At 69.5% G+C, this 12865-nt stretch carries 11 protein-coding genes; 7 read left to right on the top strand and 4 right to left on the bottom strand.

Going from position 1 to position 12865, the window contains the following annotated elements; genetic code table 11:
* Positions 1-64: 64 nt before the first annotated feature.
* The 3 genes from N7640_RS10155 to N7640_RS10145 all read right to left on the bottom strand — a co-directional run bounded on the left by N7640_RS10155 (position 65) and on the right by N7640_RS10145 (position 3419).
* On the bottom strand, positions 65-2182 hold the full coding sequence (locus N7640_RS10155; RefSeq protein WP_220811779.1) for an FAD-dependent oxidoreductase: 2118 nt from the start codon (positions 2180-2182) through the stop codon (positions 65-67).
* Between the two features lie 77 nt (positions 2183-2259).
* Positions 2260-2649, bottom strand: a complete 390-nt coding sequence (locus N7640_RS10150) for a nuclear transport factor 2 family protein (RefSeq protein WP_220811777.1) — start codon at positions 2647-2649, stop codon at positions 2260-2262.
* A gap of 23 nt (positions 2650-2672) precedes the next feature.
* Entirely contained in the window at positions 2673-3419 is a 747-nt protein-coding gene (locus N7640_RS10145) for an aspartate/glutamate racemase family protein (RefSeq protein ID WP_220811775.1), read from the bottom strand.
* A gap of 307 nt (positions 3420-3726) precedes the next feature.
* Between N7640_RS10145 and N7640_RS10140 the strand changes: the two genes are divergently transcribed.
* The 5 genes from N7640_RS10140 to N7640_RS10120 all read left to right on the top strand — a co-directional run bounded on the left by N7640_RS10140 (position 3727) and on the right by N7640_RS10120 (position 8616).
* The gene (locus N7640_RS10140; protein ID WP_220811773.1) at positions 3727-4554 is read left to right on the top strand and encodes a MaoC family dehydratase N-terminal domain-containing protein; all 828 of its coding nucleotides are present in this window, start codon (positions 3727-3729) and stop codon (positions 4552-4554) included.
* A 56-nt stretch (positions 4555-4610) separates the two neighbouring features.
* Entirely contained in the window at positions 4611-5771 is a 1161-nt protein-coding gene (locus N7640_RS10135; protein WP_220812286.1) for an acyl-CoA dehydrogenase family protein, read from the top strand.
* Positions 5768-6577: a CoA ester lyase gene (locus N7640_RS10130; protein ID WP_279905243.1), complete on the top strand. Its 810-nt coding sequence runs from the start codon at positions 5768-5770 to the stop codon at positions 6575-6577. The genes N7640_RS10135 and N7640_RS10130 overlap by 4 nt, the downstream gene beginning before the upstream one ends.
* 465 nt (positions 6578-7042) lie before the next feature.
* Entirely contained in the window at positions 7043-7909 is an 867-nt protein-coding gene (gene hchA / locus N7640_RS10125) for a glyoxalase III HchA (RefSeq protein WP_279905218.1), read from the top strand.
* Positions 7906-8616: a PA1136 family autoinducer-binding transcriptional regulator gene (locus N7640_RS10120; RefSeq protein ID WP_279905220.1), complete on the top strand. Its 711-nt coding sequence runs from the start codon at positions 7906-7908 to the stop codon at positions 8614-8616. The genes hchA and N7640_RS10120 overlap by 4 nt, the downstream gene beginning before the upstream one ends.
* Before the next feature lie 613 nt (positions 8617-9229).
* Here N7640_RS10120 and N7640_RS10115 read toward each other — a convergent pair.
* On the bottom strand, positions 9230-10471 hold the full coding sequence (locus N7640_RS10115) for an OprD family porin (protein ID WP_279905221.1): 1242 nt from the start codon (positions 10469-10471) through the stop codon (positions 9230-9232).
* Positions 10472-10724: 253 nt separating this feature from the next.
* Here N7640_RS10115 and N7640_RS10110 point away from each other — a divergent pair, with 253 nt between their 5' ends.
* Both N7640_RS10110 and N7640_RS10105 read left to right on the top strand, forming a co-directional pair.
* Positions 10725-11921, top strand: a complete 1197-nt coding sequence (locus N7640_RS10110; RefSeq protein ID WP_279905222.1) for an acetyl-CoA C-acetyltransferase — start codon at positions 10725-10727, stop codon at positions 11919-11921.
* A 10-nt stretch (positions 11922-11931) separates the two neighbouring features.
* The gene (locus tag N7640_RS10105; RefSeq protein ID WP_279905224.1) at positions 11932-12798 is read left to right on the top strand and encodes an alpha/beta hydrolase; all 867 of its coding nucleotides are present in this window, start codon (positions 11932-11934) and stop codon (positions 12796-12798) included.
* The last annotated feature ends 67 nt before the right edge of the window (positions 12799-12865 follow it).

Below are 12865 nucleotides of genomic sequence, written 5' to 3'. Positions count from 1 at the left end.
AGAGCCGACGCTCTGCCGTTGCAACTCTGCTGGCGTGCGTAGGGTGCGCCGCGCGCACCGCCGCTCAGGCCACAGGCGCGCCCATGGCCGTGCGCCAGTCGGCGCCGAAGCCTTCCAGCGCGCCCTGCTCGATGAAGCGCGCCGGATCGTCGAGCTGCTCGCGGCCAGCCAGCATGCCTTCGTAGATGCTGTCCTGCAGGGGGCGCTGCAGGCGCGCGTCGCCGATGCAGTACAGGCGCGCGATGCGCCCTTCCAGTTGGCGGTAGAGTCCGTCGTTCGGCTGGTGCCCGGCGGCGATGACGAAGCTGTCGGCCTCCAGCACCTCGCTGTCCTGGTCGGTGAACAGGTTGAGCAGTTGCGCGCGGCTGCCGTCGATGCGCCGCACCCAGCTGTTGATGGTGTAGCGCAGCCCCTTGGCGAACACGTGGCGGTAGTTCACCGGCAGGTCCAGGGTCAGCGCCAGGTTGGGCGCCAGGGCGGTGAAGCGGCTGACCAGGTGCACCTCGTGGCCACGGTCGAGGAGGAATTCCGCGGTGCCCAGGGCGTAGCGACCGCCGTCCTCGTCGAACAGCACCACGCGCTTGCCGACCCGCTCCGGCGCCTGCAGCACCTCGACCACGCTGAGCACGTTGTCCTGCTCGGTGCCGGGCACCCGGTCCACGGCCGGGCGGGTCGAGGTGAAGGCGGTCTTCAGCGGGGTCGAGCCGGTGGCCAGGATCACCCCGTCGGCACCCCAGGCGACGATGGCCTCGGCGTCCAGCGCGGTGTTCAGGCGGATGTCCACGCCGGCCTTGCGCAGCTGGCTTTCGAGATCGCGGGCGATGAAGCCGAACTTGTGCCGGCGCGGCAGCTGCGCGGCCAGCAGGGTCTGCCCGCCGAGGCGCTCGCCGCGCTCCACCAGGGTCACCCGGTGGCCGCGCTGGCGCAGGGTCAGCGCGGCCTTCATGCCGGCCGGGCCGCCGCCGACCACCAGCCAGTCGGCCGGCCGCTCGGCCGCCCTCAGGGTGTGCAGGCCGAAGCGCTGCTCGCGCCCGGCCGCCGGGTTGACCACGCAGGAGATGGCGTTGCCGGCCATCAGCCGGGCGATGCACGCCTGGTTGCAGCGGATGCAGTGGCTGATCTCGTCCTCGCGGCCCTGCAGCAGTTTGTTGCAGAACTCGGGGTCGGCGATCTGCGTGCGGGTCATCGCCACCATGTCGGTGGCGCCGCTGGCGACCAGCGACTCGGCTTTTTCCGGGTCGACGATGTGGCCGACGATGAACACCGGGATGTCGCTGACCTCGCGCAGCGCGGCGCGCAGGCGGGCGCCGTCCTCCACCAGCCAGTTCTCCGGGTAGTCGCCCGGCGGGATCTGGTCGGCGTGGGCGGCGTAGGTGCCGGCGGTGGCGCTGACGTAGTCGATCAGGCCGGTCTCGACCATCTTGCGGGTCATCAGGATCGCCGTGTCGGCGTGCATGCCCTCGACCGTGCATTCGTCCAGCGAGACGCGGATGCCGACCACGAAGTCCGGCCCCACCGCCTCGCGCACCCGCTGCATGGTCTCGATGGGGAAGCGCACGATGTTGTCCAGGCTGCCGCCGTACTCGTCGGTGCGCTTGTTGTAGACGAAGGAGAGGAACTGCTGGTGCAGGTAGCCGTGCGAGTAGTGCAGCTCGACGCCGTCGAAGCCGGATGCCTGGGCGTTGCGCGCGGCCAAGGCGAAATGCTCGGAAACCTCGTCCATCTCGGCCTTGGTCATTTCCCTGGCCCACTCGTTGTAGGCCGGCGACTTCATGGTCGACGGCCCCATCAGCAGGCGGTAGTCGTCCAGCGCGCCGCTGCGGCCCTGTGGGCCGAAGTGGATCAGCTGGGCGACGATGCGGCCGCCGAAGGCGTGCACCGCGTTCACCATCTCGGCGTCGCGCTCGATCATCTCCTCGCGGTTGCCGCGGGCCAGGGAGCGGTTCGGCCCAGTGGACTGCGGGTGGACGTGGCGGGCACCGGTGACGATCAGGCCGATGCCGCCCTTGGCGCGCTCGGCCTGGTAGTGGATGTCGCGGTCGTTGGTCAGGCCGTCGGCCGAGGCGAAGCCCTTGGCGTGGGCGGTCTGCATCAGGCGGTTGCGCACCGTGATGTTGCCGATCCGGAGCGGGGAGAAAATCGAGGGATAGCGAAGCTCCCCCGGCTGCTTGGGCTGGGTCATCGTTCCTCATCCTTATTGTTCTTGTGGGATGGGCCGCTCCGTGCGGAGCGGCCAGGCGTATCACCGCGGCGGCGTCCTCAGCGCAGGACGTTCTCGCCGCTCATGAAGACGAACACGCGGCGGAAGCGGCCGTCCTCCACGTACCAGAAGTTGCAGTTGCGCAGACGGGTCTCGTTGCCCTGGTGGTCCTTGAGGTAGACGTTGAAGCGCGCGCAGACCGTCTGCGTCTCCTCGTCGGCCGCGGTCTCGAAGTCGCCGTGCCAGATTTCCTCGAAGCCGGAGAACAGGTTGTCGAACATCTTGCGCACGCCGGCATGGCCGCTGTGGGTGAGGTTGTCGGTCTGGATGGTGAACTCGACGTCTTCGTGGCAGCAGTCGAGCACCGGCTCCATGTTCTTGCTGTCGACGTTGCCGAAGTATTTCTGGGTGGCCAGCTCGATCAGCTGCTGCCGGTTGAGTCGCGACATGGTGGTCTCCCGTTTTCTTGTTGTCAGAGGGCGAAGCCGTGATAGGCGGCGTCGTTGGGGTTTTCCGGTGCCGGGTAGGCCTTGCGGCTGTGTTTGAGGCCCAGGCCGAGCATCAGCTCGCAGAGTTTGTAGGACACCAGCCCGGGGTTAATCACCGGGATCGGCAGGCGCTCGGCCAGGTAGGCGTGGGACTGGTGCATGGTGGTCGAGCCGAGCACGATGACGTCGGCGCCGTCCTCCTCCATCGCCCGGCGCGCCTCGGCCTCCAGCTTGGCGAACACCACGTCCTCCTTGCCGGCCAGCAGCTCCTTGAGGTCCGGCCGGGTGTTGATCGAGCGCAGCGAGGCGACCCGGTCCCACAGGCGGTATTCGGTGAGGGTCTTCTCGTACAGGGCGAACCACTGGTCCCACATGGTGATGACGCTGAACTTCTTGCCCAGCATGCAGGCCATGTGGAAGGCCGACATGCCCGGCGCGACCACCGGGATGTCCAGCCGCGAACGCAGGGCGGCCAGGCCGGAGTCGCTGACGGTGTCGATGCACACCGCGCTGTAGCCTTCCTCCTGGGCGCGGATGCCGGCCTGGACCACGGAGAAGTCCATCAGCAGCACGTCGTAGGCGCTGTCGGCCAGGGACGCGCCCTTGGCCACCGGCACGAACTCCGGCTCGAAGCCCGGCAGGATCAGGTGGGCGGGCAGCTGGCTGGAGCGATTGGCCGCGGCCTCGGCGTCCATCGGGATGGGGATTATTATTTTTATGCGGCTGGACATGCTGTCTCCTCGTTGCCAGCCATGCCTCGACGGGCACGGCGCGTTTCGGGTACGACTGCTCAGGCAATATGGGTGCCAGAAATTCCGCGCCGCTATCCCATTGAAAAAACAGGACTATTTCCAGGAACCCGAGCAGCGCCGGCCAGCGGCGTTGCAGAATGAAAGACCGTTCATCATTAAGAAACGCCCCTCGCTCCCGCGCGCCTGCGTATTAGCGTGGGCTTGAGGCGGGCTTCCGCAAAAGCGAATTCCTCGCCCTCCGGCCACCCCTGCATCATGCCGCCACGACATGAACGGGATGCAAGGCATGGCAGATTTCGATCCGGCGCAGTGGCTGGGACGTACCCAGCAGGTGCACGACCAGTTGAGCCGCAACCTGGTCAGCCGCATCGCGGCGACCTTCGACACCCAGGCCCCGGCCCACGGCGAGGAACTGCCGTGGCTGTGGCACTGGTGCTTCTTCAACGAGCCGGTCGCCTGCGCCGGCCTGGGCCCGGACGGCCACCCCGCGCTGGGCGGCTTCATGCCGCCGGCCCACGGCCGCAACCGCATGTGGGCCGGCGGCCGGCTGGAGTTCCTCGAACCGCTGCGGGTCGGCGGCGAGGCCTGCCGCACCACCACCATCGAGCGCATCGAGGAAAAGCACGGGCGCAGCGGCTCGCTGCTGTTCGTCACCCTGCGCCACGAATACGCGCAGGACGGCGTGACGTGCATCCGCGAGGAACAGGACATCGTCTACCGCGAGCCGACCCCGCCCAAACCGGGCGCCGGCGAACCGCTGCCCGAGGCGGACTGGCAGGAAGCCGTGGTGCCCGACCCGGTGCTGCTGTTCCGCTACTCGGCCGTGACCTTCAATGCCCACCGCATCCACTTCGACTGGCCCTACGTGACCGCCACCGAGGGCTACCCCGGCCTGGTGGTGCACGGTCCGCTGACCGCCACCCTGAGCCTGGCCGCGTTCGTCCGCGCCAACCCGCTGGCGCGCCTGCGCCGCTTCGCCTTCCGCGGCGTGCGCCCGCTGATCGCCCCCGACGCCTTCCAGGTCGGCGGCCAGCACGCCGAACCGGGCCACGCCTGGCTCTGGGCGAGCAACGCCGGCGGCCTGTGCCAGCAGGCCGACGTGCAGTTCGACTGACCCCATGAAAAACCGCCTGCCCCGGAGCAGGCGCCCGTTTCCGAGGAAGCCCCATGATCGACCGCAACAGTGAAGAGTTGAATGCCATCCGCGACGGCGTGCGCGCCCTCTGCGCCGAGTTCCCTGCCGAGTACTGGCGCAGGATCGACGAGGAACGCGGCTTCCCAGAGGCCTTCGTCAAGGCCCTGACCGACGCCGGCTGGCTGTCGGCGATGATCCCCGAGGAATACGGCGGCTCGGGCCTGGGCCTGGCCGAGGCCTCGGTGATCCTCGAGGAAGTCAACCGCTGCGGCGGCAACTCCGGCACCGTGCACGGGCAGATGTACAACATGTTCACCCTGCTGCGGAACGGCACCGAGGCGCAGAAGCGCTACTACCTGCCCAAGCTGGCCACCGGCGAGCTGCGCCTGCAGTCCATGGCCGTGACCGAACCGACCACCGGCACCGACACCACCAAGATCAAGACCACCGCCGTGCGCCGTGGCGACAAGTACGTGGTCAACGGCCAGAAGGTGTGGATCTCGCGGGTCCAGCACTCCGACCTGATGATCCTGCTGGCGCGCACCACGCCGCTGGCCGAGGTGCAGCGCAAGGTCGACGGTATGTCGATCTTCCTGGTCGACCTGCGCGAGGCCATCGGCAACGGCCTGACCGTGCAGCCCATCGCCAACATGGTCAACCACGAGACCAACGAGCTGTTCTTCGACAACTTGGAAATCCCCGCCGACAGCCTGATCGGCGAGGAAGGCAAGGGCTTCCGCTACATCCTCGACGGCCTCAACGCCGAGCGCACCCTGATCGCCGCCGAGTGCATCGGCGACGGCCGCTGGTTCATCGAGAAGGCCAGCGCCTACGCCCGTGATCGCAGCGTGTTCGGCCGCCCCATCGGCCAGAACCAGGGCGTGCAGTTCCCCATCGCCAAGGCACACATCGAGGTCGAGGCCGCCGACCTGATGCGCTGGCGCGCCTGCGAGGAATACGACGCCGGGCTCAACGCCGGCGCCGCCGCCAACATGGCCAAGTACCTCGCCGCCGAGGCCTCGTGGGCCGCGGCCAACGCCTGCATGCAGACCCACGGCGGCTTCGGCTTCGCCTGCGAATACGACGTCGAGCGCAAGTTCCGCGAGACGCGGCTGTACCAGGTGGCGCCGATCTCCACCAACCTGATCATGTCCTACGTGGCCGAGCACCTGCTCGACCTGCCGCGGTCGTTCTGATGGGCGCCCCGCTGCGCAGCGCGCTGTTCGTCCCCGGCAGCCGCCCCGAGCGCTTCGCCAAGGCCCTGGCCAGCGGCGCCGACACGGTCATCGTCGACTTCGAGGATGCCGTCGAGGAAGCGCTCAAGGCCGACGCCCGCGACCACCTGCGCGCCTACCTCGACGCCGAGGCCGGCGCCCGCGTGTGGGTGCGGGTGAACATGGCCGGCCACGCCCAGCACGCCGCCGACCTCGAACTCTGCCGCCACCCGGGCGTGCTCGGCGTGCTGCTGCCCAAGGCCGAGAGCGCCGAGCAGGTGGCACGGGTCGCCGCCCTCGGCAAGCCGGTGATGCCGATCATCGAAAGCGCGCGCGGACTCGCCGAGCTGCCGGCGATCGCCACCGTCGCAGGCGTCGAGCGGCTGACCTTCGGCGGGCTCGACCTGGGCCTGGACCTGGGCCTGGCCGCCGGCACCCCGGCCGCCGGACGACTGCTCGACCAGGCGCGCTTCGCCCTGCTGGTGCAGTCCCGCCTGGCCGACCTGGCGCCGCCACTGGACACCGTGTTCCCGGACATCGGCGACCCGCAGGGCCTCGCCCGCTTTGCCCGCGACGCCGGCGACATGGGCTTCGCCGGCATGCTCTGCATCCACCCGAGCCAGGTCGCCGTCGTGCACACCGCCCTGGCCCCGAGCGAGGCCGAGCTGGACTGGGCGCGACGGGTGCTCGCGGGCGCGGGCACCGGCGGCGCCTACCAGCTCGACGGCCAGATGATCGACGCCCCGGTCATCGCCCGCGCCCGCCGGCTGCTGGAGCGCGCCGGCTGACCCCATACCGTTTTGCTCCGCCCGGCTCCGGCCGGGCATTTTTTTGGCTATGTCCCCATTAGATGTTGTAGTGCCCCCCGAGCCCTTCTGGGTCCCCGCCTGCGCGGGGATGACGAGGTGGGGGTGGAGTTGCTCCCGCAACTGTCATTCCCGCGCAGGCGGGAACCCAGGAGCAGTTCCGTAGCCCGGATGAAATCCGGGATGGGCCGGCACCTTCCCCGGATTTCATCCGGGCTACGACTGGCGGGAACCTCAACTCCGAGTTGCCCGATGGCTGTTTCCTGCCGCTGCGCGGCCTGGTCTACCTTGAATAGCTTCCGTAGGAGCGAGCTTGCTCGCGAAGCCTTCGGTGCGCACGGCGCACCCTACCCAGGGGTGTTATCCGCCAGATTGAGGGATTTCCCCTCTTCGAGGTCCAACCCCAATGCGCCAGCATGAACGGCACCACACACAGGAGTGCATGGCATGACCGATACCGCAAACCGCAAGCAACCCACCCCGGACCCGGCCGAACACAACGCCTTCTTCCCGTCGCCCCATTCCCTCGGCGAATTCACCAGCCCCAGGACGCCCCTCGACGGCGACCACTACCCCGACGCCTACCAGGGCACGCGCAAGATACTGATGATCGCCGCGGACGAGCGCTACCTGCCCACCGACACCGGCAAGCTGTTCTCCACCGGCAACCACCCGGTCGAGACGCTGGTGCCGATGCACCACCTGCACCAGGCCGGCTTCGACTTCGACGTCGCCACCCTGTCCGGCAACCCGGTCAAGTTCGAGCTGTGGGCCATGCCCGGCGAGGAAACGGCGATCACCGACCTGCATCGCAAATACCTGCCGCAGTTCCTCGAGCCCCGGAAGCTGGACGAGATCGCCGATGCGCTGGAGGCCGGCGCCGACTACATCGGCGTGTTCATCCCCGGCGGGCATGGCGCGCTGATCGGCCTGCCGCAGAGCGAGGCGGTGGCCCGGGTGCTGAACTGGGCGATGGCCAACGACCGCCACGTCATCTCGCTGTGCCACGGCCCGGCCGCCTTCCTCGCCGCCGGCGTCTTCGGCGAGGCGTCGCCGTTCGCGGGCTACTCGATCTGCGCCTTCCCCGACGCCATGGACCGCAAGACGCCGGAGATCGGCTACATGCCGGGCGGGCTGACCTGGTTCTTCGGCGAGCGGCTGCAGGCCCAGGGCGTGACCCTGCTCAACAGCGACGTCACCGGGGCCACCCACCAGGACCGCAAGGTGATCACCGGCGACAGCCCGTTCGCCTCCAACGCGCTGGGCAAGCTGGCCGCGCGGGCGCTGCTGGACGAAACGGCCCGCGGCGGATGAGCCTGGACACCCTGGCCCGCGCCGTGACGGCGATCGAGCGCAGCGACAGCCTCGCCGCGCTGGCCGACGCGGTGCGGGCGTTCGCCGCGCCGCTGGGCTACGACCGCTTCGTGCTCTATTCGGCCAGCGCCTCCGGGGAGGAGCTGATCGACCGCCTCTACTGGGTCGAAGGGGACTGGTTCGGCGATGGCGCGACGGTGGACGCCCGGTCCTACCTGCAGCGCTGCCCGGTCAACCACCACATCCTGGAGAACGACCGGCCGTTCTTCTGGACCAAGCGCGGCGCCCCCGGCGAGGAAACCTACCGCGTGGTGAACAGCCCCCGAGGGCTGGGCATCCACGGCCTGCAGGTGCCCATCTTCGGCCTCCACGGCCTGCTCGGGGCAATGAGTTTCGGCGGCCGCGCCATCGACAGCACGACCGCCGCACGCCTGGCGCTCACCCTGGTCGGGCAGGCGGCGCTGCACCGGGCGCTGTCGTTCGCCACGGCACCGCGGGAAGCCTCGGCACTGCGCCTGACGGCGCGCGAGCGGGAGGTTATGCGCTGGATCGCCGCCGGCAAGCGGCAGGCCGACGCAGCGCTGATCCTGGGGCTTTCCGAGCGGACGGTGGAGAATCATCTGCGGCGCGTGCGGGGAAAGTTGGGGGCGGCGACCACGGCCGAGGCGCTGCGGATCGCCATTCGCCTGGGCGAGATCGAACCCTGACAGGACTGCGTAGGGTGCGCCGCGCGCACCTTGGGGACGGGAACTCGTAGCCCGGATGAAATCCGGGAGCGGTGTGCATGGGTGCTCTGCCGCTCAGCCGATTACCGAGCATTCTGATGCTTCTGGTTTCGCCCTCCCGGGCGACTCACTTTTCTTTGTTTGCGCAAAGAAAAGTAAGCAAAAGAAAGCGCACCCCGGCATCCGGGTCCGGGCTGCACCCGGACTTCCCTCGCTCCGGTGATGCTCCGGGGGCACGGCATACACGGGCCATCCATGGCCCGTTATGCCTTTCGCCGCATCCCTGCGGCTCATCCCCCTGCGCAACACCTCCACTCGGCCTCCTGACGGGGACTCGGGCTCCGAGTTGCCTGGAAGTTTCTTGGGCGTTGAAGTGAAAGCAGCACTGTTATCCGAACCACGACTGTAGGAGCGAGCTTGCTCGCGAATCAGGCCTGCTAAGAGCTTCGCGAGCAAGCTCGCTCCTACAAAAGCGCACGCGGTGCGCATGGCGCACCCTACGGCAAAAAAACGCCCGGCCCCTCGTGAGGGTCGGGCGTTCGGCCTGCGGATGGGGCCACAGGCATGCCGGCCTTTCGTGGAGGCCGGCGGGCGATCATTTCAGGGGGATGGTGTAGGACAGGATCAGGCGGTTCTCGTCCAGTTCGCCGGCGCCGTCGGAGCGGACCATGGCGTTGCGCCAGCGGATGCCCAGGTTCTTCAGCGGGCCGTCCTGCACCACGTAGCTCAGGTCCAGGTTGCGCTCCCATTCCTTGCCGCTCTCGCCGGCGATCTCGTAGCCGTCGCCGCGCAGGTAGCGGGCGAAGAAGGTCAGGCCGGGCACGCCGAACGGAGCGAAGTCGATGTCGTAGCGCACCTGCCAGGAGCGTTCCTCGGCGCGGGTGAAATCGAGGATCTGCACCACGTTGGCGACGTTGGCGTCGGCGTCCTGCAGGTACGGGAAGGGGCTGTCGCCGCGGTTGTCCTGGTAGCCGAGGCGGAAGGTGTGCGCGCCGTGGTTGGCCGAGAGCAGCACCGAGGTCAGGCCGTTGTCGATGTCGCCGCCGCGCGCCGCGCCCTGCTCGGACGAGTCGAAGTAGCCCAGGTTGGCGCCCAGAACCCAGCCGGCCATGGGCTCGCTGCTGGCCTGCAGGCCGAAGTAGTTCTGCTGGTAGACGTCCTCCAGCTCGGCCCGCCAGTAGGAGGCGTTGAGCCGGGGGCTGAAGCTGTAGATGGCGCCGAAGTAGTCGAAGTGGTCACCGGCCACGCCGTAGTTGCCGGCGAGGATGTCGTCGTGGTTGCCGCTGGAGTTGCGGAAGTTGACCTTGCTGAAGCGCCCCATGTCGAGCGCCAGGTTGTCGATGTCGCTGGAGGTCAGGGTCACGCCGTTGAATATCGGCGGCAGCAGGCGCGCGTCGCTCGACAGCAGCACCGGCGACTTGGGCATGAAGCCGCCGGCCTTCAGCTCGGTCCGGGAGATCTTCATCTTGGCCACGCCGGAGAGGTCGCTGTAGGTGTCCGGGCCGGAGTCGCCGTAGGCGTTCGGCAGCAGGCCGGTGCCGGCGCGCGCGCCCGATGAGTCCAGCTTCACGCCCAGCGCGGCGTACAGGTCGAGGCCGAAGCCGACCGTGCCCTCGGTGTAGCCGGACCTGGCGTTGAACATGAAGCCCTGCGCCCATTCCTCGCGCTTGGACTGGGCGGCGCCGTCCTGGCGGAAGTCGCGGTTGAAGTAGAAGTTGCGCATGGCCAGGTTGACCGTGGCGTCTTCGATGAAGTCCGCGCTGGCCTGCGTCGGCAGCGCCAGGATCGGCGGCAGCGCGAGCAGTGCGCAGAACTGGGCGAGCGAGCTGTTATGCATCGTTGGGTATCCGTCTCGATTGTTTTTGTTGGCTTCCGGGCAGTACCGGTGCGGGCAAGCATGCTCAGGCGGCCCGCGACGCAGGTATTGGGTTTTCCTTAAGTGGCCGTTCGGCGAAGGCAAACATGCGCGGCGGCCGGCGCCGGGCGGCGGCGCTTAAGCAACGCGAAACACCGGCTTTCGCGATGCGAAATTGCTGGCCCCCGGTGAGTTGCCCATGCTGGGCCCCGTTCGCCACAGAAGGTTTCGCTGCATGAAAGACGCGCTGATCGTTTCGCCCCTGCGCACGCCCATCGGCAAGTTCGGCGGCGCCCTCGCCCCGCTGACCGCCGACCGGCTGGCCGCCACGCTGATCCAGACCCTGATGGCGCGCCTGGACGTGCCGCCGGCCTCGCTCGACGAGGTGATCGTGGCGCAGTCCTACGCCTCCAGCGAAGCGCCGTGCATGGGCCGCTACGCCGCGCTGGCCGCCGGCCTGCCGATCGAGGTGCCGGGCTACACCCTGGACCGCCGCTGCGGCTCCGGCCTGCAGGCCCTGGCCGACGCCGCCATGCACGTGCAGACGGGCCACGCCCAGGCGGTGCTGGTGGTCGGCGTGGAGAGCATGAGCAACATCGAGTACTACAGCACCGACATGCGCTGGGGCGCGCGGGCCGGCAGCGTCAGGTTCCACGACCGCCTGGAGCGCGGCCGCGAGCGCTCGCAGCCGGTGGAGCGCTTCGGCCACATCTCCGGCATGCCGGAAACCGCCGAGAACCTGGCCCGCGACTACGCCATCGGCCGCGACGAGGCCGACCGCTTCGCCGTGCGCAGCCACCAGAACGCCGCGGCGGCCTGGCGCGACGGGCGCTTCGCCGACGAGGTGGTGGCCCTGGAGGTGCCCGGCAAGCGCGGCGCCAGCACCAGCGTGGCGATGGACGAAGGCATCCGCGCCGACGCCAGCGTGGAGAGCCTGGGTGGCCTGCGCGCGCTGCTGCCCGACGGCGTGTGCACCGCCGGCAACTCCAGCCAGCAGAACGACGCCGCGGCCGCCTGCCTGGTGGTCTCGCCGGAATACGCCAGGCGCTACAACCTGCAGCCGCTGGCGCGCCTGGTCGACTGGGCGGCGGCGGGCTGCGAGCCGTCGCGCATGGGCATCGGCCCGGTGCCGGCGGTGGCCCGCCTGCTCGAACGCACCGGCCGACGCCTGGACGAGATGGACCTGATCGAGGTCAACGAGGCCTTCGCCGTGCAGGCCCTGGCCGTGCTGCGCGCCTGGAACATGGACGATATCGAGCGGGTCAACGTCAACGGCTCGGGCATCTCCCTGGGCCACCCCATCGGCGCCACCGGCATCCGCATCATGACCACCCTGCTCCACGAGATGCGCCGCCGCGACGCCCGCTTCGGCCTGGAAACCATGTGCATCGGCGGCGGCCAGGGCATGGCCGCGCTGTTCGAGCGGGTCTGAGGGCGGCGCGATGAACTGGATCGAGGTCAACGGCTGCGCCCTGCGCTACCAGCTGCGCCGCGTGCAGCAGCCGCGCGCCACCCTGGTGCTGATCCACGAGATGGGCGGCGCCCTGGAAAGCTGGGACGGCCTGTTCGCCGCGCTGCCGGCGGACGTCCAGGCGCTGCGCTACGACACTCGCGGCGCCGGCCTGTCGGAGAAGGTGCTGGGCGACCTGCACATCGACACCCACGTCGCCGACCTTGCCGCCCTGCTCGACGCGCTAAACATCGCCGGCCCGGTGGCGCTGGCCGGGGTCGCGGTGGGAGCGGCCATCGCCATCCGCTTCGCCGCCTGCCATCCCGGGCGCAGCAGCCACCTGATCGGCATGGCGCCGGCCTGCGGCGTGGCCGAAACGGCGCGCGAGGCGACCCGCGCGCGGGCGGCCGCGCTGTGCCAGGAGGGCCTGCGCGAGCTGGTCCCGGCGCTGCTGGAGCTCACCTGGCCCGCGCCGCTGCGCAGCGACGCCGCGGTTTTCGAGCGCTTCCGCCTGCGCTGGCTGGCGGCCGACCCCGAGGGCTTCGCCGCCACCTTCGCCATGCTCGCCGGGCTCGACCTGGAGCGCGACCTGCCGCGCCTGCCGCCGCGCACCCTGCTGGTCGCCGGCAGCTACGACGGCCTGCGCCCGCCGGCGGAGATCGACCGCCTGGCCGGTTTCTCGGCGCACATCGAGGCGCTGCATGTAGCCTCCGGTCACTTCATGCCGCTGCAGAGCCCGGCGCTGGTGCTGGCGCTGCTGTGCGGCTACGTGCTGGAAGACCGCAGCGGCGCCGAGATCTACCGGGCCTTCATGGCCCGCCCGGAACACCGCGTGTCCGCCAGCGGCCACGCCGCCTGACCCGCGCGCAACGACGAATCACGCCGGGCGGCCACGGCCGCCGGCCATCACAAGAACAAGATGAGGA

Source organism: Pseudomonas sp. GD04015, from assembly GCF_029837675.1.
GTDB classification, from domain to species: domain Bacteria; phylum Pseudomonadota; class Gammaproteobacteria; order Pseudomonadales; family Pseudomonadaceae; genus Aquipseudomonas; species Aquipseudomonas paralcaligenes.
Note: the sequence above shows the minus strand (reverse complement) of the source record. Positions and strands in the feature narration are given on the sequence as shown.

Excerpts from the sequence above, each read along its gene's own strand:
- N7640_RS10120 (WP_279905220.1), top strand. The coding sequence starts at position 7,906 with ATGAGCCTGGACACCCTGGCCCGCGCCGTGACGGCGATCGAGCGCAGC.
- N7640_RS10145 (WP_220811775.1), bottom strand. The coding sequence starts at position 3,419 with ATGTCCAGCCGCATAAAAATAATAATCCCCATCCCGATGGACGCCGAG.
- N7640_RS10140 (WP_220811773.1), top strand. The coding sequence starts at position 3,727 with ATGGCAGATTTCGATCCGGCGCAGTGGCTGGGACGTACCCAGCAGGTG.
- N7640_RS10150 (WP_220811777.1), bottom strand. The coding sequence starts at position 2,649 with ATGTCGCGACTCAACCGGCAGCAGCTGATCGAGCTGGCCACCCAGAAA.
- N7640_RS10105 (WP_279905224.1), top strand. The coding sequence starts at position 11,932 with ATGAACTGGATCGAGGTCAACGGCTGCGCCCTGCGCTACCAGCTGCGC.
- hchA (WP_279905218.1), top strand. The coding sequence starts at position 7,043 with ATGACCGATACCGCAAACCGCAAGCAACCCACCCCGGACCCGGCCGAA.
- N7640_RS10110 (WP_279905222.1), top strand. The coding sequence starts at position 10,725 with ATGAAAGACGCGCTGATCGTTTCGCCCCTGCGCACGCCCATCGGCAAG.
- N7640_RS10155 (WP_220811779.1), bottom strand. The coding sequence starts at position 2,182 with ATGACCCAGCCCAAGCAGCCGGGGGAGCTTCGCTATCCCTCGATTTTC.
- N7640_RS10115 (WP_279905221.1), bottom strand. The coding sequence starts at position 10,471 with ATGCATAACAGCTCGCTCGCCCAGTTCTGCGCACTGCTCGCGCTGCCG.